Source organism: Bacillus sp. SIMBA_074 (assembly GCF_046534555.1).
In the GTDB taxonomy this organism is placed as follows: domain Bacteria; phylum Bacillota; class Bacilli; order Bacillales; family Bacillaceae_G; genus Bacillus_A; species Bacillus_A mycoides.
Window position 1 is genome coordinate 39,410 of the sequence record NZ_JAWRYM010000017.1, and the last position, 23,771, is coordinate 63,180.

27 protein-coding genes are annotated in these 23,771 nt (G+C 36.5%); 14 read left to right on the top strand and 13 right to left on the bottom strand.

Going from position 1 to position 23,771, the window contains the following annotated elements:
• Positions 1 to 157 precede the first annotated feature (157 nt).
• Positions 158 to 1,069 carry a DMT family transporter gene (locus SB773_RS18215; RefSeq protein ID WP_060751714.1) on the bottom strand — a complete coding sequence of 304 codons (912 nt, stop codon included), beginning with the start codon at positions 1,067 to 1,069 and terminating at the stop codon, positions 158 to 160.
• A gap of 203 nt (positions 1,070 to 1,272) precedes the next feature.
• Here SB773_RS18215 and SB773_RS18220 point away from each other — a divergent pair, with 203 nt between their 5' ends.
• The 6 genes from SB773_RS18220 (at position 1,273) to exsF (ending at position 6,612) form a co-directional block, all read left to right on the top strand.
• Complete coding sequence (locus tag SB773_RS18220) at positions 1,273 to 2,004, top strand: alpha/beta hydrolase (RefSeq protein ID WP_289403385.1); 732 nt, start codon at positions 1,273 to 1,275, stop codon at positions 2,002 to 2,004.
• 90 nt (positions 2,005 to 2,094) lie between these two features.
• Complete coding sequence (locus SB773_RS18225) at positions 2,095 to 2,613, top strand: YjcG family protein (protein ID WP_113733636.1); 519 nt, start codon at positions 2,095 to 2,097, stop codon at positions 2,611 to 2,613.
• A gap of 1 nt (position 2,614) precedes the next feature.
• Positions 2,615 to 3,037 (top strand): GNAT family N-acetyltransferase, encoded by a 423-nt coding sequence (locus SB773_RS18230; RefSeq protein WP_289403382.1) that lies wholly within the window; start codon positions 2,615 to 2,617, stop codon positions 3,035 to 3,037.
• A gap of 223 nt (positions 3,038 to 3,260) precedes the next feature.
• A complete protein-coding gene (locus SB773_RS18235) occupies positions 3,261 to 5,327 on the top strand; it encodes an ATP-dependent helicase (protein ID WP_002086939.1) in 2,067 nt (688 codons plus the stop codon).
• A 143-nt stretch (positions 5,328 to 5,470) separates the two neighbouring features.
• On the top strand, positions 5,471 to 5,941 hold the full coding sequence (gene cotY / locus SB773_RS18240; RefSeq protein WP_002011392.1) for a spore coat protein CotY: 471 nt from the start codon (positions 5,471 to 5,473) through the stop codon (positions 5,939 to 5,941).
• A gap of 167 nt (positions 5,942 to 6,108) precedes the next feature.
• Positions 6,109 to 6,612, top strand: a complete 504-nt coding sequence (gene exsF / locus SB773_RS18245; protein ID WP_002011391.1) for an exosporium protein ExsF — start codon at positions 6,109 to 6,111, stop codon at positions 6,610 to 6,612.
• 76 nt (positions 6,613 to 6,688) lie between these two features.
• On the opposite strand, the gene SB773_RS18250 is transcribed toward exsF, so the two are convergent.
• Positions 6,689 to 6,874 carry a hypothetical protein gene (locus SB773_RS18250; RefSeq protein WP_044438098.1) on the bottom strand — a complete coding sequence of 62 codons (186 nt, stop codon included), beginning with the start codon at positions 6,872 to 6,874 and terminating at the stop codon, positions 6,689 to 6,691.
• Between the two features lie 164 nt (positions 6,875 to 7,038).
• On the bottom strand, positions 7,039 to 7,398 hold the full coding sequence (locus SB773_RS18255) for a DUF1360 domain-containing protein (RefSeq protein WP_410591283.1): 360 nt from the start codon (positions 7,396 to 7,398) through the stop codon (positions 7,039 to 7,041).
• A gap of 124 nt (positions 7,399 to 7,522) precedes the next feature.
• Here SB773_RS18255 and exsY point away from each other — a divergent pair, with 124 nt between their 5' ends.
• Positions 7,523 to 7,987, top strand: coding sequence for an exosporium assembly protein ExsY (gene exsY, locus SB773_RS18260; RefSeq protein ID WP_002166137.1), 465 nt, complete (start codon positions 7,523 to 7,525; stop codon positions 7,985 to 7,987).
• A 48-nt stretch (positions 7,988 to 8,035) separates the two neighbouring features.
• Here exsY and SB773_RS18265 read toward each other — a convergent pair whose 3' ends face one another.
• The 10 genes from SB773_RS18265 to SB773_RS18310 all read right to left on the bottom strand — a co-directional run bounded on the left by SB773_RS18265 (position 8,036) and on the right by SB773_RS18310 (position 16,057).
• Complete coding sequence (locus tag SB773_RS18265) at positions 8,036 to 8,554, bottom strand: CotO family spore coat protein (RefSeq protein ID WP_410591286.1); 519 nt, start codon at positions 8,552 to 8,554, stop codon at positions 8,036 to 8,038.
• Positions 8,555 to 8,701: 147 nt separating this feature from the next.
• Positions 8,702 to 9,472 carry an enoyl-ACP reductase FabI gene (gene fabI, locus SB773_RS18270; RefSeq protein WP_002011384.1) on the bottom strand — a complete coding sequence of 257 codons (771 nt, stop codon included), beginning with the start codon at positions 9,470 to 9,472 and terminating at the stop codon, positions 8,702 to 8,704.
• Between the two features lie 108 nt (positions 9,473 to 9,580).
• Entirely contained in the window at positions 9,581 to 10,435 is an 855-nt protein-coding gene (gene rfbD, locus SB773_RS18275; RefSeq protein ID WP_002011383.1) for a dTDP-4-dehydrorhamnose reductase, read from the bottom strand.
• 11 nt (positions 10,436 to 10,446) lie between these two features.
• The gene (gene rfbB, locus SB773_RS18280; RefSeq protein ID WP_044437803.1) at positions 10,447 to 11,418 is read right to left on the bottom strand and encodes a dTDP-glucose 4,6-dehydratase; all 972 of its coding nucleotides are present in this window, start codon (positions 11,416 to 11,418) and stop codon (positions 10,447 to 10,449) included.
• A 15-nt stretch (positions 11,419 to 11,433) separates the two neighbouring features.
• The gene (rfbC, locus tag SB773_RS18285) at positions 11,434 to 11,979 is read right to left on the bottom strand and encodes a dTDP-4-dehydrorhamnose 3,5-epimerase (RefSeq protein WP_002011381.1); all 546 of its coding nucleotides are present in this window, start codon (positions 11,977 to 11,979) and stop codon (positions 11,434 to 11,436) included.
• Between the two features lie 8 nt (positions 11,980 to 11,987).
• A complete protein-coding gene (locus SB773_RS18290; protein ID WP_002011380.1) occupies positions 11,988 to 12,725 on the bottom strand; it encodes a sugar phosphate nucleotidyltransferase in 738 nt (245 codons plus the stop codon).
• 14 nt (positions 12,726 to 12,739) lie between these two features.
• Positions 12,740 to 13,420, bottom strand: coding sequence for a glycosyltransferase family protein (locus SB773_RS18295; protein WP_215552756.1), 681 nt, complete (start codon positions 13,418 to 13,420; stop codon positions 12,740 to 12,742).
• Positions 13,421 to 13,431: 11 nt separating this feature from the next.
• Positions 13,432 to 14,118 (bottom strand): glycosyltransferase family protein, encoded by a 687-nt coding sequence (locus SB773_RS18300; RefSeq protein ID WP_002140852.1) that lies wholly within the window; start codon positions 14,116 to 14,118, stop codon positions 13,432 to 13,434.
• Positions 14,115 to 14,804, bottom strand: coding sequence for a class I SAM-dependent methyltransferase (locus SB773_RS18305; RefSeq protein WP_002125965.1), 690 nt, complete (start codon positions 14,802 to 14,804; stop codon positions 14,115 to 14,117). The genes SB773_RS18300 and SB773_RS18305 overlap by 4 nt, the downstream gene beginning before the upstream one ends.
• Before the next feature lie 155 nt (positions 14,805 to 14,959).
• Entirely contained in the window at positions 14,960 to 16,057 is a 1,098-nt protein-coding gene (locus tag SB773_RS18310; protein WP_002125963.1) for a tetratricopeptide repeat-containing glycosyltransferase family 2 protein, read from the bottom strand.
• A gap of 165 nt (positions 16,058 to 16,222) precedes the next feature.
• Between SB773_RS18310 and SB773_RS18315 the strand changes: the two genes are divergently transcribed.
• From SB773_RS18315 to SB773_RS18345, 7 genes are all read left to right on the top strand, one after another.
• Complete coding sequence (locus SB773_RS18315) at positions 16,223 to 17,146, top strand: BclA C-terminal domain-containing protein (protein WP_410591292.1); 924 nt, start codon at positions 16,223 to 16,225, stop codon at positions 17,144 to 17,146.
• A gap of 123 nt (positions 17,147 to 17,269) precedes the next feature.
• Positions 17,270 to 18,115, top strand: coding sequence for a TylF/MycF family methyltransferase (locus tag SB773_RS18320; RefSeq protein ID WP_002186420.1), 846 nt, complete (start codon positions 17,270 to 17,272; stop codon positions 18,113 to 18,115).
• 224 nt (positions 18,116 to 18,339) lie between these two features.
• Entirely contained in the window at positions 18,340 to 19,098 is a 759-nt protein-coding gene (locus tag SB773_RS18325; protein WP_002030399.1) for a class I SAM-dependent methyltransferase, read from the top strand.
• A gap of 6 nt (positions 19,099 to 19,104) precedes the next feature.
• Positions 19,105 to 20,031, top strand: a complete 927-nt coding sequence (locus SB773_RS18330) for a glycosyltransferase family 2 protein (RefSeq protein ID WP_410591295.1) — start codon at positions 19,105 to 19,107, stop codon at positions 20,029 to 20,031.
• 130 nt (positions 20,032 to 20,161) lie between these two features.
• Positions 20,162 to 21,322 (top strand): FtsW/RodA/SpoVE family cell cycle protein, encoded by a 1,161-nt coding sequence (locus tag SB773_RS18335; RefSeq protein WP_002030401.1) that lies wholly within the window; start codon positions 20,162 to 20,164, stop codon positions 21,320 to 21,322.
• Between the two features lie 79 nt (positions 21,323 to 21,401).
• Complete coding sequence (gene prpE, locus SB773_RS18340; RefSeq protein WP_016093071.1) at positions 21,402 to 22,142, top strand: bis(5'-nucleosyl)-tetraphosphatase PrpE; 741 nt, start codon at positions 21,402 to 21,404, stop codon at positions 22,140 to 22,142.
• Positions 22,143 to 22,365: 223 nt separating this feature from the next.
• Complete coding sequence (locus SB773_RS18345; protein ID WP_131246114.1) at positions 22,366 to 23,760, top strand: peptidase G2 autoproteolytic cleavage domain-containing protein; 1,395 nt, start codon at positions 22,366 to 22,368, stop codon at positions 23,758 to 23,760.
• Positions 23,761 to 23,771 lie beyond the last annotated feature (11 nt).

Sequence of the window (23,771 nt, forward strand, 5' to 3'; positions counted from 1 at the left end):
TTTGTATGAGAAACGTATGATGTAACTCCACTATATATTATCTTTTTTCATGCTATATGGCGGGAATTCCCCCCTATTAATTTGTTTTATTTTCTGCATAGAACAAAAAAAGAGAAGTTACCAATAACTTCTCTTTTCGTATATTAGAATGGGCTCGTTATAATTCCTGTGTATACACCGGCTCGTTCACCACATTTTTTGCTGTTCGCTTTTGTTGCTGTAGTAAGAAAACAGATACACCAAACAATACGAGCATGCTACCGATAATTTGCATTGCATTTAATTTTTCTCCAAGTAAGAAGAACGCTAGTATAGATGCCCCAACTGGTTCTCCTAAAATGCTCATTGAAATCGTTGTTGCATTTACGTAATTTAATAACCAATTATTAATGACGTGTGACACTGTCGGTACAATCGCAAGTAAAAGAAAAATACTCCAATCCCACTTCGTATAGCCTGTAAATGGCACTTGAAGTATAACGTTATAAATCGCTATAAATATACCAGCGAAGGCAAATACAGTGAAACTATAAATCCAATGAGATACTTTCTTTACTGTCGTTTGTCCGATAAATAAATAACCGACAACTGCTATTACACTTAAAAAGGATAATATATCCCCATAAATTGCTTGCTCACTTAGCCCTAAATCCCCCCAGCCAATACACATTACGCCTAGTATCGCAATTCCCATCGTCGCAATTGCTGAATAGGTTGTTCTTTCTTTAAATAAGAAAAAACCTCCCACTAAAGATACGATCGGTTGAAGTGCTAAAATAATCGTCGAACTAGCAACTGTCGTATGCTTTAAGGATTCAAACCATAAAAGAAAATGAAGAGCTAAAAAGAAACCAGATCCAATTAAAAATCCCCAATCTTTTATTTGAATCCTACTAAACTCTTCCCGTTTTTTCCAAACGATCGGCAGCATAATAAGTACGATAATCCATAATCGATACATACTTAAAACGGAAGATGGTGCTGAGGACATCTTTGCAAAAACAGCTGCGAATGAAATTGCTATAATGGAAATTGCTAGTGGTAGTGCGATTGATCTTTCTTGTTTCAAATCCTGTCTCCCCTCTCACCTGTAAAAAATCCCACTTCATTATATCCGTTTTCTTTCACAACTTAAATACTAATTTTTTAGATTCTTCGTACCATTATGGTAAAATAGAAATTAAGGCACCTATTAGTGATTATTTCTTTCCTTTTCACTACAAGCGTTGCTCTTACAATCATTACAGTAAATTTTTATTTAGGGGGATATACATGAATCAAACAATAGGGAGAATTGAAGAAATTTCATTTTTTAGTACATCACTTCAAGAGGAGCTTACACTTCTTGTTTATTTACCAGTAAATTACACACCTCTCCATAAGCATACGGTTGTTATTGCACAAGATGGTAGAGATTATTTTCAGCTTGGTAAAGCGCACCGTGTAATTGAGCGTCTTCGTGAAACTGAAGAAATCGACCGCACAATTATTGTCGGTATTCCATATAAAAATGTACACGATCGTAAGGAAAAATATTTCCCAAATGATGTAAAGAATGCTGCTTACATTCGTTTCCTTGCTCATGAGCTTGCTCCATATATTGATGCAAATTATCCAACATATCAAATGGGTAAAGGACGCGTTTTAATTGGAGATTCTCTCGGCGGTACAGTTTCCTTCATGACCGCAATTATGTATCCGCATACATTTGGTAAGGTCGTTATGCAATCACCATTTGTTGATGAAACAGTCATGAACTTAGCAAAAGATTTCAAAAATCCGGGGGCGCTAGATCTTTATCACGTAATTGGGACCGAAGAAACAGCTGTCAAGCGTACAGACGGACAAGTATCTGATTTCGTAGAACCAAATCGCGAGTTAAATAAACTACTTACAGATAGAAATTTCATCACGCATTATGAAGAGTTTGAAGGGAATCACACATGGAAATATTGGCAAGCAGATTTACCAAAAGCATTTTCTCATATTCTATCAATGAAATAATAGAGAGCGGTATTCAGAATAATTTGATATAATAGATAAAGAGATTTATTCTCAAAATCTAACTAGACTTGCAAAGGGAGGAATTGGAACATGAAATTAGGAATTGTAATTTTCCCATCAAAAATGATTCAAGATAAAGCGAACGGATTGCGTAAACGTTATGATCCGCACTACGCATTAGTTCCGCCACATGTTACATTGAAAACACCCTTTGAGACGCAAGATGATCAACTAGAATCGATTGTAAACGAGTTACATACAATCGCAAGTAAAACGAACCCCTTCACCCTTCATGTTGGAAAAGTCGGTTCATTCGCACCTGTTAATAATGTTCTTTATTTTAAAGTAGAAAAAACACCTGAACTTACTTTCTTAAATGAAGAAATGCATAATGGTTTCTTTACACAAGAGCGCGAGTACTCTTTCGTACCTCATTTAACAATCGGTCAAGACTTATCAGACGCAGAGCACGCTGATGTATTAGGTCGATTACGTATGAAAGATTTCTATTATGAGCAACCAATCGATCGTTTCCACCTTCTATACCAATTAGAAAATGGAACGTGGACTGTACATGAAACATTCCACCTCGGAAAGGAGAACAACTAATTTGCACGCACAAATCGTACAAACGGACGAACAACTAAGTGATGCATTCTCTGTACGTAAGCAAGTATTTGTAAATGAACAACAGGTTTCTGCAGAAGAAGAGTATGATGAGTTTGAAAAGATTTCAACACACGTTGTTATATATGATAATGATGTTCCAGTTGGTGCTGGTCGCTTCCGCATCGTTGATGGAATAGGAAAAATGGAGCGCATTTGCGTACTAGCTTCACATCGTAAAAAAGGCATTGGTAAAATCATTATGGATGCACTTGAAGCGTATGCGAAGGAAGAGTCTCTACCGAAATTGAAACTCCATGCTCAAACACATGCTGAATTTTTCTATAAAAAGCTAGGATACGTGACGGCTTCTGATGTGTTTATGGAAGCAAATATCCCACACGTCGTAATGATAAAAGAATTATAAAGTGAAACTTTAATCAGTGGGGGTTTTGTTCCTCCCCCACTGATTATTAGCCTTCACCAATCGGGCGTTTACGGGCACCTGAATTTTGAGGTAAGAGTTTTACTGCCCGCAAATAGCGGGGTAATTTTGTAGCAGGAGGTAGCCCCTCCTGTTTTTTACATTGCTATTTTCTTTTTCTTCCGCTAAAGTTAAATGTTGATGCTATAGTTTTGAAGGTGAATATATGACACAAGAAAAATTTTCACAAAAACCGTTAACACACGCTGGCATTCCGCAAGCGGCGTATCATATTCCGAAAACATCTACCCATTTAATTATGGAAGAAGATGCAGATGCGGCGTATTTCCGCGCTTTAGAACAGCAAGGTGTTTATTTAAATGAAAAACAGTTAGAAGCAGTGCAAACGACAGAAGGACCTGTCCTTACACTAGCTGGTGCTGGAAGTGGTAAAACATCTGTTTTAACAACTCGCGTTGGTTATTTAGTTAATGTAAAACATGTCCATCCGCGAAATATTTTACTGCTGACGTTTACACAAAAAGCAGCTGAAGAAATTCGAAGCCGTGTAGCGAATTTACCTGGTATGAATCATGCCGCAAGTAGCTATGTCGTTGCTGGTACATTCCACTCTGTCTTTTTAAAATTGCTTCGTAGTCAAGGATATAATCAGCAAATTTTAGCAAATGAAAAACATAAACAAATTATGATAAAGAAAATTTTGAAAGAATTGCGCTTAAAAGACGATTATGATGCCGAAACGATACTCGCTATGATTTCACTTGAGAAAAACAACTTGAATCGTCCGAAAGATGTAAAAGCGAAAACACCGGTTGAACAAGAGTTCAAAGAAGTATACGAACGTTTCGAAGAGGTAAAACAACGACACAATTATATCGATTTTGACGACATCTTATTAGAAATGTATTATATGTTAGAAAATAACGCTCCCCTGCTTACTCAATTACAAGAGCGTTTTCATTACATTGAAGTAGATGAGTTTCAAGATACGTCGTATGCACAATATGAAATTGTAAAATTGTTAGCCACGCCGAGAAATAATTTATTTATCGCAGGTGATGACGATCAAGCGATTTACGGCTGGCGAGGGGCAAGTCACCAAATTATTTTATCTTTTCCAAAGGAATTTGATAATACTACGATTATCGCACTTAATACGAATTATCGATCTAATCCATTTATCGTAGGACTTGGAAATGAAGTTATTAAGCTCAATCAAGAACGTTTTGATAAAGAGCTATATTCTGTTCGTAACGATGGCATACAGCCGTTTTATGCACGACCTGCGACAACTCTTGATGAAGCAAATCAAATTTTGCAACTCATTCAGGAAAAAGTAGATAGTGGTGAACGAAATTATAAAGATTTTTGTTTATTATATCGTACACATTCTGTAAGCCGTTCTTTACTTGATCAGCTTACAATTCATAAGATTCCATTTATTAAACATGGAGCGAGCCAATCGTTCTACGAACATTCTTTAATTAGGCCCGTATTAGATCACTTACGACTCGTGCTTGAACCGTTCCGCCTCGAATCACTTTCAAATATATTACCAACAATGTATATTGGCCGTGATGAGTGCATTTCATTTATTGAACGTGAACAATGGAAATATGGTGAGGGCCGTTTCCCTTCTCTTCTTCATTTTCTATTACTAAACCCAAGCTTGAAACCTTTTCAAGTTAAAAAAGTAAATGAGCGAATCGATTTTATTAAGTTTATAAAAGAACTTGAACCGAAAAAAGCATTGAAAGAAATTATTCATGGTAAAGGAAAGTATTTAGAGTACTTACAAAGTAATGATCGTTCTTCCTTTACGATGCATAAGGACATACAAGAAGAAATGTTAGAAGAATTAATGGAATCAGCAACTCGCTTTACGGATATTCCAGCTTACTTACAATTTATTAATGAAGCCATTCAAGGTCAAAAAGAAATGGAAGCATTAAAAACAATGCCGCAAAAAGATACCGTATCGCTTATGTCGATTCATAACGCGAAAGGCCTTGAGTTTCCATGCGTCTTTTTACTCGGAGCAAGCGATGGTATATTGCCGCATACTTCTTCTTTAAAAGATGCAAATGACCGTGTGACGGAGACTTCTGAAGCATTAGAAGAAGAACGACGATTACTCTATGTCGCCATTACACGCGCAAAAGAAGAACTTTACATTTCCTCCCCGCAATTTTTCAGAGGAAAGAAACTAGATATATCTCGTTTTCTATATACTACCCAAAAAGATTTACCTGAAAAGACATCCATTAAATAATGGGTGTCTTTTTCCATATCACGATATGTACATCCCCTCTATATAAATTCCCTGTTTCTATCCTGAGAATTAACGTAATATCAACCATATCCCGTTCATATTGTAATAGTGTATGTCAGAACTCACGATAAGGAGTGAACATAATGAGCTGCAATTGTAATGAAGATCATCAACACCATGATTGTGATTTCAACTGTGTATCTAATGTCGTTCGTTTTATACATGAACTACAAGAATGTGCAACCACAACATGTGGATCTGGTTGCGAAGTTCCATTTTTAGGAGCACATAACACTGCATCAGTAGCGAATACACGTCCTTTTATTTTATACACAAAAGCTGGAACACCTTTTGAAGCATTTGCACCATCTGCAAGCCTTACTAGCTGCCAATCTCCAATTTTCCGTGTAGAGAGTATAGATGATGATGACTGTGCTGTATTGCGTGTATTAACTGTAGTTTTAGGTGATGGTACCTCTGTACCACCTGGTGACGATCCAATCTGTACATTTTTAGCTGTACCAAATGCAAGATTAGTATCAACCTCCTCTTGTATTACTGTTGATTTAAGTTGCTTCTGCGCTATTCAATGCTTACGCGATGTTTCTATATAAAACTGAATACTAATTTAAGCATGGATTGGGTGGCAGATGATTCTGCCACCCAATCCATGCTTAAAAGGTATTATTATGTATTTTTTATAAAATTGGGAACTTGTCTAGAACATAGAACCTGTCCTTTTCATTAACTAAAAGTAGAAACAGATAAAGGAGTGAAAAACATGTTCTCTTCTGATTGCGAATTTAATAACATTGATTGTGAGGCGAAACCAGCTAGTACACTACCTGCCTTCGGTTTTGCTTTCAACGCTTCTGCACCTCAGTTCGCTTCACTATTCACACCACTACTATTACCTAGCGTAAGTCCAAACCCAAATATTACTGTTCCTGTAATAAATAATACAGTAAGTGTCGGAGACGGTATTCGAATTCAAGTAGCTGGTATTTATCAAATCAGTTATACATTAACGATCAGTCTTGATAACGTTCCTACTGCACCAGAAGCTGGTCGTTTCTTCTTATCATTAGGTACACCAGCTAACATTATTCCTGGATCAGGTACAGCGGTTCGCTCTAACGTTATTGGTACTGGTGAAGTAGACGTATCCAGTGGTGTTATTCTTATTAACTTAAACCCTGGTGACTTAATTCAAATTGTACCAGTTGAACTGCTTGGAACTGTAGACATCCGTGCTGCAGCATTAACAGTTGCACAAATTAGCTAGTAAAAAGCGGTATTTCTTAATTGAAATACCGCTTTTTATTTTTACAATAAAAAACACTCACCGTAACATGAGTGTTTCATTCTTCATATTGTTTTATTGTATTCTTCTTTTTCCCACAGTTGCATCCCTTTTTTTTCACAAACCCTTGTTGCTGTAATTGCTCTTGATATGCCTGATGTTGTGCTTGTTGCTGTTGCTGTATGTTATACCACTGCTGCAGGTCATATGAATTTCGCCTTGGATTATTGCTCACAGCAAACATCTCCTCTACTGTCAATTCTGTCTATTCACTATATGAACAACTCCTTATTTCCGTTCCCTCATTCTTTTAAACTCCGCTTTTTCTAACATCATGAAAATTTATCCCGATTGGTGAGGGCTGATAATTAGCGGGGGATGCCCCACACTGATTAAATTTTCACTTTATTATTCTCCCATAAAATATCCTGTAATTGTTTCAATGATCGCCGCTGCACCTGCAATGGCTAATAATGCTAGTACAGGCTCTGCAACAATAGGAATCCATTTATATAAAACTAATAAAAAAGCACTAACCCACACACCTGTACACCAATAGCAGCTTAATAATTCTCCCATCCACTTTCTTAATCCTTTCCCTTTCACCTTTGTAAAAGTCGATACACTTCCATCAGGCTCTGTAATCTCTAACTCATCAATAAACGGTCTTCGCAAAAAAACTGTAATTTTATCATAAACAATAAGACGAGTTAACCTAAATGCAGCTAGCGCAAAAATAAAAAATAAAAGCCAGCTTGTAAATAACATAATTCCACCTTCCCTATCCTCTTTAGCCTATTTAAAAAAAAAGGTCTTAAGATTGTGACCAAATCTCCCCCACTCCAATATCTTATTAATGTAAATACAAACAAGAAGATAAGGAGTGACATTAATGAGTTGTAACGAAAATAAACACCATAGCTCTTCTCACTGCGTAGTTGACGTCGTAAAATTCATCAATGAACTACAAGATTGCTCTAGTTCAACATGTGGTTCTGGTTGTGAAATTCCATTTTTAGGAGCACACAATACTGCAGCAGTAGCAAATACACGCCCTTTTATTTTATACACAAAAACTGGTGAACCTTTTGAAGCATTTGCACCATCTTCAAGCCTTACTAGCTGCCGATCTCCAATTTTCCGTGTGGAAAGCGTAGATGACGATAGCTGTGCTGTCCTACGTGTGTTAACTGTAGTATTAGGTGATGGATCCCCTGTACCACCTGGTGACGATCCAATTTGTACGTTTTTAGCTATACCAAATGCAAGATTAATCTCGACATCTACTTGCATTACTGTTGATTTAAGCTGCTTCTGTGCTATTCAGTGCTTACGCGACGTTTCTATAGTTAAGTAAACTAAAAAACTATTGGGGTGGTAGAAACTTTCTACCACCTTTACATATTTAAAAGCCGGCCATATCAATCGATTTGATGTCTTCTATAGATAACCGAACATCTCTCATACTATTTGGTGGCATAATGGATACAATGCCATTACGGTAAGATATAATCGATCCTATATATGAGACGGTCGTCGTTCTTATTCTACATCTTACTTTCGGAATGTAATGAGGCCGATTTAATAAAAAATGAATTTTTTCTTCATTATTCATATCCTTAAAGGATTTATTGTAAGGGACCGTTCTCACTTGCTCTTCCTCTACTTTTTCTTCCACCTCCACTTGAGGCTCCTCTCGTGGTTCTTGTTTCTCTTGTTCTACCACTTCTTCCACAGCACTACTTACAATACTTTCATTTCTATTACTTTGCTCTTTTTGATCCTCATCTTCAAAATTTGTTAAAATAATTCTTTTTATTTTCGGTGCAGCGAGTTCTAAATTTACTTGTGCAATATATAACAACGGTTTTCCAACTGTTGAACTTTTATTTTTATTCTTCACACTCGTCCCTCCCACTTCCATACGTAGCTGGATAAATCGTGTACTATTATAGTTATATTCATAACGTGGCTAGAACTTTCGTTAAAAATCGTTCTTTCTGGGAACAATTAAAAAGGACAGTCTCAACGTTTAGAGACTGTCCTTTTTAAACTTTAATTCCTATTATATTTATCCTAAAATATGATATCCTGAATCAACATGAATGTTTTCACCTGTTACTCCGCGTGCTAAATCACTGAATAAGAATACTGCTGTATCTCCAACTTCTTCTGGAGTCGTCGCACGACGAAGTGGTGCGCGCTCCTCAATTTCTTTTAAGATTGAGTTAAAGTCGCCTACACCTTTCGCAGATAACGTACGAATTGGTCCTGCAGAAATAGCGTTAACGCGAATGCCATGTTGTCCTAAATCGTTCGCTAAATATTTCACGCTAGCTTCTAATGAAGCTTTCGCAACACCCATAACGTTATAGTTTTTCACAACGCGCTCACCGCCAAGGTATGTTAAAGTTAAAATATTTCCGCCTTCTGTCATCACTTTCTTCGCTTCTCTTGCTACAGCTGTTAAAGAGAATGCACTAATATTTTGTGCAAGTAAAAATCCATCGCGAGAAGTATCTACAAATTCGCCTTTTAAATCATCACGATTTGCAAAAGCAATACAGTGTGCAACACCGTGAATTGTACCAACTTCTTGCTTAATAGTTTCAAAGCAAGCTGTAAGTTCTTCATCATTCGTTACATCACAAGGTAATACAAGTGATTCTTGTCCTTCTAATGTTTCCGCTAGTTCACGAACGTTTCTTTCTAAACGCTCTCCTGCATATGTGAATATTAATTTTGCACCTGCATTATGCAAAGAGCGAGCAATTCCCCATGCAATACTTCTTTGGTTCGCAACGCCCATAACAACAAATGTTTTCCCTTGTAATAGTTCCATGATATATCCTCCCAGAAATACTTATACTTGTTATTAGTACCTGATACTATAATTATAGTACCATAAAACCTCTTAAAGGCAAACAAAAAAGTCACTAACATAAATTTGTTAATGACTTTTTGTTTCTATAAAAAACCTTTCTAATCCTTCTTCCCAAGTAGGCATTTGTAAAAAACCATTTAATCGTAGCATGTTATGTTGAAAGATAGAATATTTTGGTCTCGCAGCCGCCGATCCGAATTCTTCAGTTGAAACAGGTAATACATTCACTTTCATATTTGCATACGAAAATATTTTTTGGGCAAATTCAAACCAAGAACATGATCCTCTATTGGATACGTGATACGTACCGTATAAAGAAGTGTGAATGAGCTTATTAATCATCATATTTAAATCTGCCACGTACGTAGGAGAGCCAATTTGATCCGCTACAACAGATATGTTTTCTCTCTCTTTTCCTAATCGTAGCATCGTTTTCACAAAATTATTTCCATACTTACCATACAACCACGATGTACGAACTATAAAATATTTATTATGTAACTCTTTTACGAACTGCTCTCCTGCAAATTTAGAAGCTCCATATATATTTATCGGTGCTGGATTATGAAATTCATGATAGCCATCCGGTTTGTCACCTGGAAATACATAATCGGTACTGACATACACTAACTTAGCCCCTACTAATTGTGAAGCAACCGCTACATTTCGAGCTCCAATCGCATTTATTAAGTAAGCAAGATCCTGTTCTTTCTCAGCACCATCTACCTTCGTATACGCTGCACAATGAACAATTGTATGTGGCTTTATTTCTTGTACCACTTGCTTAATTCGGGATATATTTGTTACATCTAATAACTTTTTATCAAATGGATATATGTCATATTCCTCAGAATTCAACTCTTCTTGTAGTTGCTTCCCTAGCTGACCGTTCGCTCCCGTTATGATAATCCGTTCTTTCATCTACATGCCCCTTACTTTTCTTTTAGTGGTTTCCACCAGTCCACATTGTTTTTATACCATTCCACCGTTTCTTTTAATCCTTGTTCGAACGTATACTTCGGTTCCCATTCAAACTCATTCTTCATTTTTTGTGCATCAATCGCATAACGACGGTCGTGACCTAAACGGTCTGTTACAAATTCAATATCTTTTTTCGTTTTTCCTAAAAGTTTTATAATTTGTTCCACAACATCTACATTTGTTTTTTCGTTATTTCCGCCGATATTATACACCTCTCCTACACATCCCTTATGCAAAACGGTGTCAATTGCACTACAATGATCCGTTACATGCAGCCAATCCCTTACATTCAATCCATCACCATATAATGGTAGTTTCTTTCCTTCAAGCGCATTCGTAACCATTAACGGAATTAATTTCTCAGGATATTGGTACGGTCCGTAGTTATTAGAACAACGCGTTATAATAACTGGTAATTGATACGTTTCATAATAAGATAAGGCTATCATGTCGCTACTCGCTTTACTTGAAGAATATGGACTATTAGGAGCTAGCGGGGTTTCCTCTATAAATTTCCCAGTTTTCCCTAAAGAACCGTATACTTCATCTGTTGATACTTGCACGAGTTTAATATGTGAATATTTTTTCACTAACTCCAACAGCGTGACTGTACCTATTACATTCGTATCATAAAAAGGAATTGGGTTTTCAATACTACGATCCACATGTGATTCAGCTGCGAAATTTACAATTACTTGCACGTCACGTTCCTTAACAACATGTTCCAGCAGCTCTCCATTTTGGATTTTCCCTTTTACAAATGAGTAGTTAGGATTTTCTTGAATAGACTTTACATTATTTAAATTCCCGCTATATGTTAATGCATCGTAATTAATGATTTTATATGTTTCATAGTTTTTTAACATGTAGTGAATGAAATTACTTCCAATAAATCCAGCTCCACCTGTAACTAATATATTCATAAACAACTCTCCTACTTAAAAACTATCTTCATATTCCTGAAGTAATGGTAATATTCGATCCTTATCGGACAAGATAGGATTTGTTACCGGCCATGGAATTGATAATTCTTTATCTTCCCAAAGCAAACCGGAATCGTGATCAGCACTATAATACTCATCTACTTTATACATAACAATTGTATGAGGTACAAGTGTACAAAAACCATGAGCAAATCCTTTCGGCACTAATAATTGCCTATGATTATCCGCACTTAAAATATAACCTCTCCACTTTTTAAATGTAGGTGAATCTTTTCGCAAATCAACGATAACATCATATATTGCACCTTGCATAACTTGAATGAGTTTCGTTTGTGCTTTCGGATTTTTTTGAAAGTGTAGCCCTCGAATCGTCCCCGAATGCGCTGAATAAGATACGTTATCTTGCAGAAATGAATGCGTAATCCCTAACGATTCTAGCATCTTCTTATTATAACTTTCAGTAAAAAAACCTCGCTCGTCTTCAAACAATCTCGGTTCTAACAATTTCGCATCGGTAAAATTTGTTTCTACAACTTTCATATTTTCACCTATTCTCCATTAAACTGTTTCCCAAAGTTTATATCCCGCGCTAACGTATTCGCTCTTTGAAGAGAAGCATGCGTTCCCGCATCAGTCCACCAGCCACTCATTTCATTATAAGTAAGTACTCCTCGTTTTAAATACCAATTATTTATATCTGTAATTTCAAGTTCCCCTCTTGCGGAAGGTTTTAATTCTTTTATATAAGAAAAGACTTTCGAATCATACAAATAAATTCCCGTAACAGCATAAGAACTTTTCGGCTCATTCGGCTTTTCTTCAATTTCAATTATTTTTCGGCCTTTAATATGCGCTACACCAAATCGCTCGGGATCTTCTACAGATTGAAGCAGCACTTTAGCCCCTTCTTTTTGACTTGCAAACTCTTTAACATACGGGCAAATATCATCTGAAAAGATATTATCTCCTAATATAACTACCATCCGATCATTTCCTACGAAATCTTCACAAAGTCCTAGCGCTTGCGCAATCCCACCCGCCTTATCTTGCACACGATACGTAAAGGATACACCAAACTCTTGACCACTTCCTAGAAAGCTCACAACATCTCCCATATGCTCTTTACCTGTAATAATCATAATATCTGTAATTTCACATCGCTTCAGCTTATATACCGCATGATAAATCATCGGATACCGCCCAACGGGAAGTAAATGTTTATTCGTTACTTTCGTTATTGGATATAATCTCGATCCTGTCCCGCCTGCTAAAATAATCCCTTTCATCCTTCATCTCTCCCTTATGATGGAGATAGCACCTCTTTATAATGTTCCACAAAAATTTCCCGGTATTTCTCATATGTATCCGCATCAAACTCATCTCCGTTGTAATGAATACACCATAGATTTGCTTGATTAGGGATACCAATTAAATATCCAGCCTTTTGAAATTCTAAAGACTGTGACACATCATAGAAATGGAATCCTTGAAACAAATCCTCTCGCCACGGAATATCATACTGCGTTGCCATGAGTAAACCATCGATTGCTTGCACTGACATAAAAGATTGATTTCCATAAAACCCCTGATCCAAATTTAATAATTGATAATTCTGTCTTCTGTGCTCAATCACTTTCCCTACTAAATTTTTCCCTTCCCACCATATCCCGTTACTCGGTAAAAACTGAGCACCAGCTACTCCAATTAAACCAAGCTTTTCATTTTCTTTAAAAAGAGAAATGAGGGTACAAAACATATCACGATTAATAAGGTAAGTATCTTGATGTATATATACTTTATATTTCGCCGGATATGAAAGTGCTCGATTGTACGCACTTGCCATACTTTTCGCATCTCGTATCGGAAAAATTTGCACTACATAGCCAGGGGGAACAACAATGTTTCTTATTTGCCTTTCGCATTGCTCGAAAAGCTCTTCATTATTTACACAAACAACGACTAATATTGTATGATCTTTCATTTTGTAGCCCTCTATTCTTCCTTATTCACATCTGACATATAGTTCTCTACAAATACTTTTCTATACTTTTCATAGTTCGTCATATTTACATCGAAATGATAATGAATACACCAAGCATCACGCTGCACAGGGACACCGACTGTATACCCAGCTTTTTTAAATTCAAAAGATTGGGATACATCATAAAAATCAAACCCATCAAATAAGTCCTCTCGCCACGGAATATCATATTGTGTCGCCATCAATAAACCGTCAATACATTCCACAGGAATAAATGTTTTCGATTCATGAAATGGTTGCTCTAAACTTGCCATATAAAACAAATCGTTCATATAACCAATGACTTTCCCGACAATCCCACGCCCTTCGTTCCATACACCATTTGGAGGAACATATTGGGATCCAACCATCCCAATCATCCCAAGATGTTCATGCTCCTCAAATAATTGAATTAATCCGTATAGAAAGGCTCCATTTATAATAAAGACATCTTGGTGTAAATACACTTTATACTTCGCTGGATGTGAAATGGCTTGATTGTATCCGCTCGTCATACTTTTTGCATTTCGAATCGGCATAAATTGTATAGTATACCCAGGAGGTACTGCCAATTTCAATATATGTCGCGCACATTGTGCATACAATTTCCGATCATTTATACATGTAACAAATAGTATTGTTTTTTCTGCAGCACTCATAATTGTGATTTTTCTGCTTCAATAATATATTGAAATACAACTGTCTCAGCCATGAAGCCACTTCCAAGACGATACTTTTTACAAATTCCATATAACTCTTCAATAAGTGGCTCATATATTTTATGATCAACATATACACGATCTACTTTACTAATAGAATATCCTGCTTTTAAAAACATTCTTAGCATTTCATTAAAAGTAAAGAAACGAATATGCGTTTTATCTAATAATCCATATTCTGTATACGTCCAATTTCCAGCGAGTAAGGGAGCTAATACTGAAATGTGCGCAACGTTTGGTATGCTAGCTAAAATCACACCATTTTCTTTTATATATGGCTTTACTTTCTTTATGACAGCCCACGGATCAAATAAATGCTCTAATACATCCCCAAATATGACACAATCAAATTGTTCCTTCTCATAAGGAAGATCCATTGTTTCTATATCACCTAAAATAACATGATCTAGTTTTTCTTTCGCTTTTTCGGCAGCCTCTGGGAACGCCTCAATTCCTGATACACGTGCTCCATTTTCTTTTATAGCCGCTCCTAATGCACCGCTCGAGCAACCAATATCAAGAACTTCTTGCCATTCCTTTTTTATATGCTTGAATAAATTAGGATTTATCGCATTATAATAATGTTCAGATTTTTCTTCGTATAAAGAACTTTTCTCCCGATTCATTTCACACACTCCTTATGCAAATTGAATTTGAAATATAAACAAAAGACATTCTACAAAGGATGCCATCTCTATTGGTTGCATTACCGATACTCTAATATATAGCCATTCTACTATCATTAGAATAGCGACAAGTCATTTCCTAAAAATAGAACAAATTACATTTTATATTGTTTATCATAGATGCCTCTAAAATATTTACGGTTATATTCAATCGCAGCATTATTCGGAACATAAGAAGCTGCCAATTCATTATAATAATAAGCTTTATCTTGATCTCCTAATCTGCTATAACAAATACACATTTGTAAATATGGAATCCACGTATAACTAGCCGGACTGTGAAAAGGACTATCCTCTGCTAGCGGCACTTCAGTTGCTAGCTTAAACCAAAATATCGCTTCATTATACTTTTGTTGTTCCATATATATATATCCTATTCTTGTACAATTCTCTCCTCTAGGAATACCATAACGAAACGACTTCGTACAAGTTTCAACTGCCTTCTCCCAGTCTCCTAACTTCGCATAACAATCTCCTAACTTACCACATGCATAAATTTTCTCTTCATGCCATCCTTCCTCTTGATTAAGAAATGTTTCATACAGAAGAACCGCATCGTCGTATTTTTGATTATCCATAGATTCATTACCGTAATAAAATAAATCTCTCGGGCTTAATTCTTCTCCAGCTGCTACAGCATTTTGAAAAATTTTCAAATTACGATTCGTTATTTCTTTTTCTTTCTTATGTGTAATGGCGACATTACTATTGTAAATCTCACCAGAAACAGCTAAATACTCATGCACCTTTCCAAACCATTGAAATTGTTTTTCACGCTTTACAAGTCGATATCTTCTTGTGCAATATAAAGGTTTCCCATTAGAATCCATTACAAGATAATAAGGCATAGAAACAGCGTCAACTTTACCATCTAACTCTCGTTTTAATGTTTTCAGTGATTCTTGAGCTTCCTCTAATAACACATCATCAGCATCTAACCATAATATATATTCTTGCGTTGCTTTTGAAAACGCAAAATTTCTAGCTGCCGCAAAATCATCAACCCACGGAAAATCGTGTATGTTAGAAGTGTATTTTGCTACAATTTCCTTCGTTCGATCAGTGGATCCTGTATCAACTACAATAATTTCATCAACAATTTTTTCTACCGCGTCCAAACATCGATCTATTGTATTTTCCTCATCGCGAACAATCATACATAGACTAATTGTAATTCCTTGCTTGTTCAACATAATCACCCTCTTCCAACTCAATCATATGTTATACATACAATAAACTTTCCATTTTTTTAACTTGTTCAAGCTATTTAAGATTTCTTTTTAATAATTCAAATGTCCGTGTCATTTTCTTGCGATTTTGCATCTACTATATAATGAAAGCTTTATGGAGGTGAATTTATGTCAAATAATAATTATTCAGATGGCTTAAATCCTGATGAATTCTTATCAGCTAGTGCATTTGATCCTAATCTTGTAGGTCCAACTTTACCACCAATACCACCGTTTACACTTCCAACCGGGCCGACTGGACCTACTGGGCCTACTGGACCGACTGGACCTACCGTACCTACTGGGCCTACTGGGCCTACTGGGCCGACTGGGCCTACTGGGCCTACTGGAGACACTGGTACAACTGGCGCAACTGGACCTACTGGGCCTACTGGAGACACTGGCGCAACTGGACCTACTGGGCCAACTGGAGACACTGGCGCAACTGGATCTACTGGGCCAACTGGGCCAACTGGAGACACTGGACCTACTGGGCCAACTGGAGACACTGGCGCAACTGGACCTACTGGGCCAACTGGAGACACTGGCGCAACTGGTGCGACTGGACCTACTGGGCCTACTGGACCTACTGGGCCGACTGGACCTACTGGGCCGACTGGGCCTACTGGGCCTACTGGGCCATCTGGATTAGGACTTCCAGCAGGATTGTATGCATTTAACTCTGCTACAGTTTCTTTAGCTCTTGGAATTAATGATCCTGTACCGTTTAACACGGTTGGATCTCAGTTTGGTACAGCAATTTCTCAATTAGACGCTGATACTTTCATCATAAGTGAAACTGGATTCTATAAAATTACTGTTATCGCATATACTGCAGCAGTAAGTTTATTAGGTAGCCTTGCAATTCAAGTTAATGGAGTTAATGTACCAGGTGCAGGCACAAGCTTAATCTCACTTGGATCACCTATCGTTATCCAAGCAATTACACAAATTACAATAACTCCATCAATGGTTGAAGCAATTGTTACTGGAATTGGATTATCATTAGCTCTTGGTACAAGTGCATCCATTATCATTGAAAAAATCGCTTAATTTTTTTACTTAGCAGTAAAACTGATATCAGTTTTACTGCTTTTCCAATTATGAATTCAAGCATGAAACTTGCACTATCTACATAATCATATTGTTGTATGACATTTTGCAGGAGGCACAAATATGGAAAATAAATTTGCTGTTCAGCTTTATCTCGAGTTGTTAAAGAAAACAATTTTATTTGAAATATGGCTAGAGTATGAGCCATATTTACCTGCTTCATTACATATTTCTAAGGAACTTCCATATGAACCAGTTACCGTACCACTTCCTTTATTCATTAAGCAATATGCTGAAAACCATAACTTGAAAATTGTGAAACCAGATGTTTTAAAAAGTGAACGTCAAGATGGGATGGATTGGCCAAGAGCAGCACACAGTATGATTGGCCGGGAACGTATGAATCAATTACATGAAGCACTAGAAACAGTTGTCCGTGAAAATATAGAAGGTGATTTTATTGAAACAGGTGTGTGGCGCGGGGGATCGTGCATTTTTATGAATGGTTTTTTACAGGCAAATAACATTACTGATCGTAATGTGTGGGTTGCAGATTCATTTGAAGGTTTGCCAACACCGAATTTAGAACACTATCCGAAAGATTACGGAGATTATTTACACTCTTTCGATTACTTACGCGTTTCTTTAGAACAAGTACAAGAGAATTTTAGAAAATATGATTTATTAAATGATCAAGTAAAATTTTTAAAAGGCTGGTTTAAAGATACTTTACCAACAGCACCAATAGAAAAAATTGCAATTGCACGCCTTGACGGTGATATGTACGAATCCACAATGGATGGTCTCGTGAACTTATACGATAAAGTTTCTAAGGGCGGCTATATTATTATTGATGACTATGGACTACCAGCTTGTGCAGAGGCCGTGACAGACTTTAGAAATCAAAGAAACTTAAAAGCTCCTATTACTAAAATTGATGTATTCGGGGTTTATTGGCGAAAAGAATAGGGCGAAACTTTATTCAGTTAGGGTTCCTCCATCTCGCACTAATTATTAGCCTTCGCCAATAGCATGATAAATAAAAACAAAAGCTCCCATTACTATTTCCAGTTGTTCTAGGGAGCTTTTTACATATCGCAACAGTTCTAATATCGTTTCCCCTCCCACTATAAAATGTTAGCTGCATATTAAAAATGTTGGTTCCCTATTTACTACAAGGAAGGAGTGAAATTATGAGCGAGCTTGAAAAAAAAATCGCATTAATCCCACCTCCCGAACTCGTCCAATATGTAGGTGGCGACTTTCAAAAGGTTGGAAAAGAATTCATAAAGCATTTTATTCAAATTGGTAGTTTAAAATCCAATGAAACAGTTTTAGATGTAGGTTGTGGTGTCGGTCGAATGGCGGTTCCATTAATGAATTACTTAGGTGATGATGGAGCTTATTATGGATTTGATTTATTTAAAGATGGCATTACATGGTGCAAAAATAATATTTCAACTGCCCGTAGCAATTTCCATTTTGAACACGTTGATATATATAATCAATTCTACAACCCAGAAGGAAAAGAAGATGCTTCTCAATACAAATTTCCATATGAAGACGATTCATTCGATTTTATTTTTTTAACTTCTGTATTTACCCATCTCCTTCCGAAAGAATTAGAACATTACGTATCTGAGATTGTACGTGTTCTAAAAAAAGATGGGAGATGTTTTATTACCTTCTTTCTCATTAACCCTGAATCATCCTATTACTTAAATTCTGGGCTAAGTACATTAGGTTTTTATCATCAAATTGAAAATTGTTATGTTGTGAATAAAGATATTCCTAATTTCGCAGTTGCCTATCCTGAAGAAGATATCCGCACCTTATTAAATAAACATGGCTTAGAGGTAATTAATAAACCGCATTATGGTTTATGGTGCGGCAGAAATGAGTATACAAGTTATCAAGATATCGTTCTTACAAAAAAAGCTTCTGAAAGGTAGTTTCGTATGAATAATAAAAAAAAGTCACCTCTCGTTTCCATCCTTATTCCCACTTATAATCGACCACATTATTTCAAAATTGCTCTAGAAAGTGCATTAGCACAAACTTATCCAAACATTGAAATTATTATAGGAGACGATAGTACAAATGATGAAACAGAAATCTTAATAAATGAACAGTATTTACCTAATTATAAAAACATAACATACATTCGAAATACCACTACTTTAGGACAATTTCATAACGATCTTATGCTCTTAGAGAAATCTAATGGGGAGTATATAAATTTTTTAATGGACGATGATGTGTTTTATAATCATAAAATACAAAAAATGATGGCTTATTTTGAGCAAGACACAAATAAAAATCTCGCTCTTATAACTTCTTATCGAGTACGTATTGATGATCACGGGAATTTAATTGGAGATGCTCATCCAACACAAAGATTATATAGCGAAGACATTCAATTAAACGGAATATTTTTAGGCGACTGGATGTTAAAAGGTGGACATAACATTATCGGTGAGCCTACAACTATTCTGTTTAGAAAACAGTTACTCACTGAACCTTTCGGCACGCTAAAAGGAAGGCACTATTCTTGTAGTGTCGATATGGCATCATGGATTTCCTTACTTTCTAAAGGAGACGCAATATACATATCCGAACCTTTAAGCCAATTTCGCTACCATACTGGGCAACAAATACACAGCAAGCTCCTTGAAGGATCTGAGGATTTTACGCACCTCGTTATAACTTCAAAAGAATACGGATTTTTACAAGATAATACAGATTATAGACTAGGTCTAATTAGCGCTTATAAATGGTGTAAAGGTTCCTTAGAATATTATAGCCAGCTACCAAACCTCATTCCAGATGCACATGTACGTCTTTCCCATTGTTTGGACATAATTATAAAAGAGCTACATCATTAGTCTATTCTGCGAAAATAAAATGTGTGAGCTTTACGTGAATAATGCGTATAGTTCATACATTCTTTTTAAACTATGTGATGCACCAACTAAACCCCACTAATATAGAGAGCAGTAGAAAGGAATTCATACAGTGAAAGATCCGAACACTCAATATCAAATAGACTACATATTAATATTCATTTTATTTGCCATTGGGATTGTTAGCTGCTTTGCTATCGCAAGTGCACAAGCTTCTTTACCACCATTTTTACAAAATGTAAATTTTGTATTAAAACAAATCCAATGGTATGCCATTGGATTTATCGCCATTGGTGTTATTATGGTTATTGATTTCGATCGCTATAAACAAATTGCTTGGTATTTATATAGCTTTGCACTCATACTTCTAATTGGCCTAGAACTTCAAGTTCCTGGCGCCGTTACAATTAAAGGGGCTACCGCGTGGTACAGACTTCCAGGCATCGGAAACTTTCAGCCTTCTGAAATTATGAAATTATTTTTGATTATCGTCGTTGGACGAATTATAGCGAATCATAATGAAAAATACCTTTTTCGGACAACTCGTGAAGATTTCATTTTACTTTTAAAAATATTTGCAGCTAGTTTACCTCCACTACTTCTAATCGCAAAAGAACCTGATTTAGGAAACACAATGGTCATTTCAGCGATGCTTGCAACAATGGTTTTAGTTTCTGGTATACGTTGGCGCTTTATCCTCGGATTAACCTCCGGTATTTTCGCCATAGGCTCTACCTTAACATATATTTATTTCACGCATACAGAGTTCTTTAAAGAGCACATTCTAAAAGAATATCAATTAAATCGCTTCTATGGTTGGCTTGCACCTTATGAATATGACGCACAAGGATACCAATTAAGACAAGCATTTTTAGCTACTGGATCAGGAGAGATGCAAGGAAAAGGATGGGAAAATAGACAAGTATATTTTCCAGAGCCACATACAGATTTTATTTTTACAAATATCGCTGAACAATTCGGTTTTTTAGGAGCAAGTGTTATTATTTCATTTTTTTTCTTACTCATTTACCGAATGATCCATATCGCTTTAGAAAGCAATGAACCTTTCGGTAGTTATATTTGCGCTGGTACAATTGGAATGTTTACGTTCCAAGTATTCCAAAATATTGGGATGACAATTGGTTTACTCCCTATTACAGGAATAACGTTACCGCTTATGAGCTACGGCGGGAGTTCACTGCTCACATATATGGTTGCTATTGGATTTATTTTAAACGTACGCTCAAGAACTAAAATCTTTATGTTTAAATGAACCATATCGAAAAACGGTATGGTTTTTTTCTATGTCCATTTTAGATATACTAATGAAAAAATGAGCTGGAGGTTTAAATATGAAATATGACATTATAGGTGATATTCACGGATGCTTCCAAGAGTTTCAAGATTTAACAACGAAACTAGGTTATAGCTGGGATAGTGGTATCCCAATTCATAACGCAAAACGAAGGCTTGCATTCGTTGGTGATATTACAGACCGAGGTCCTCATTCATTACGGATGATTGAAATTGTATGGGAGCTCGTAATAAATAGAAAAGATGCTTATTATGCTCCAGGGAATCACTGTAATAAACTGTATCGTTTCTTCCTTGGACGTAATGTTACAATCGCTCATGGGCTCGAAACAACTGTTGCAGAATATGAAGCATTGCCTTCTAATAAGCAACAAATAATAAAAGAAAAATTCATTACTCTTTACGAACAATCACCGCTATATCACATACTGGATGAAAAAAAATTAACCGTCTGTCACGCTGGTATTCGGCAAGATTACATAGGAAGACAAGATAAAAAAGTACAAACCTTTGTATTATATGGTGATATTACAGGCGAAAAACACCCTGACGGCTCACCTGTCCGCCGAGATTGGGCGAAAGAGTATAAGGGTGAAACATGGATTGTTTATGGACATACACCTGTCAATGAACCTCGCTTTGTGAATCATACAGTCAATATTGATACTGGTGCTGTATTTGGTGGTAAACTAACTGGACTACGTTACCCTGAGTTGGAGACCGTTTCTGTCCCCTCTTCCCTACCTTTTGTCCCTGAAAAGTTCCGCCCAATTTCATAAAGTGAAACTTTAATCAGTGGGGGTTTTGTTCATCCCCCACTGATTATTAGCCCGCACCAATCGGGATAAATACCTCTACTTAATACAATTCACGATTTGCAGAGGATCATGGTGTTTTCTAGACATATTCCACACTAAAACTAGATAAAGCAATTAAAAAAAGATGCAATAAAGTGCATCTTTTTTTAATTGCACGGCATATACTGTCGCAGGAGGTGACGGAATGAAGAAAAAATCTTCTAAACAAAAAAGAAAATTCCACCCTTTATACCATCCCATGTATGGAATTAACAACTGGTGCAGTATTCGAGCTGCAGCTATAGAAGAAATAGAAGAACAAGAGTCATCAAAAAAAAGCAAACCGAGAGAAACATATGTCTCTTTAGAAAATGCTGTTATGAGGCGAATTATAGATAGCAGGAAAATAAAAGCAAAACAAAAAAAGAAGCTCGCTTCTAATAATGATGAACCTGTGCTTAATTCGGAAAAGATACAAGAAAATATAGAAGAAAACATTCCTGCAGCAATAAAGGAAAAAGTACAACCAGAAATTCCAGCTACTATTATAAATCAAGTAAAAAAAATAAAAGAAGCATTAGTCTCGGGCAACGATGTACAAATAGAAGGATCCGCCCCTATTCAGGCTCCTGTACCTACACCTATAAAAAAAGAAAATAACAAAGGAGCTCGTCACGCATATAAAGAAGGACTTCACTCTAAAGCTGATGGAATCGCTTCACATGCAGAAGGGCTTCTTACACATGCAACGGGTCCCTTTTCTCATGCAGAAGGGACAAAAACAAAGGCAACTGGACATAGTTCGCATAGCGAAGGAAGTGAAACGACAGCAGGCGGCTCTTATTCTCATGCAGAAGGAAAACATGCAATTGCTTTGGGCGAAGCAGCACATGCAGAAGGAACCGCAACTATCGCTAACGGATTCTCATCTCATGCGGAAGGAAATCATACATCAACAGCTAATTTTGCAGGCAGCCATATTATGGGGAAATTTGGTACAGCAGAAGAAGCTTATTCCTGGTTTATCGCAAATGGGACAAATGACACTGATTATAATATAGGTGCCAAATGGCTTGCCCATAACGGAGAAATGTATATCGATGGTGCTTCTTACAATGCAGGTGGTACTGATTTTGCACAAATGTTTGAGGCAGCAGATCATAGCCCTATTGATATCGGCTATTTCATTACATTTAGTAGCGAAGAAAAAATTCGAAAAGCTACTTCAAATGATTCATTCATATTAGGAATATCTAGCGCTACCCCCGCTCTCATAGGAAATAGCGGTGCTTTAAGTTGGGCAAAGCGTTATAAAACAGATAGCTTCGGAAAACGCCAATATACACGTACTGATACGCAAGAAATACAGCCACTTTTAAATACAGAATGGGATCCAGCTTGCAAATATATATCGAGACGAAATCGCACCGAGTGGCTTCCTGTCGGATTAATTGGACAAATGTTAGTACGTGATGACGGCACTTGCGAAACACACGGATATTGTCGTCCAAATGATGACGGCATTGCCACAAAAGCTGAAAGTGGCTTTTTCGTTATAAAACGTACTGGTGAAAATCAAATTTTAATATTATTTCGCTAAAAAAAGGGAAC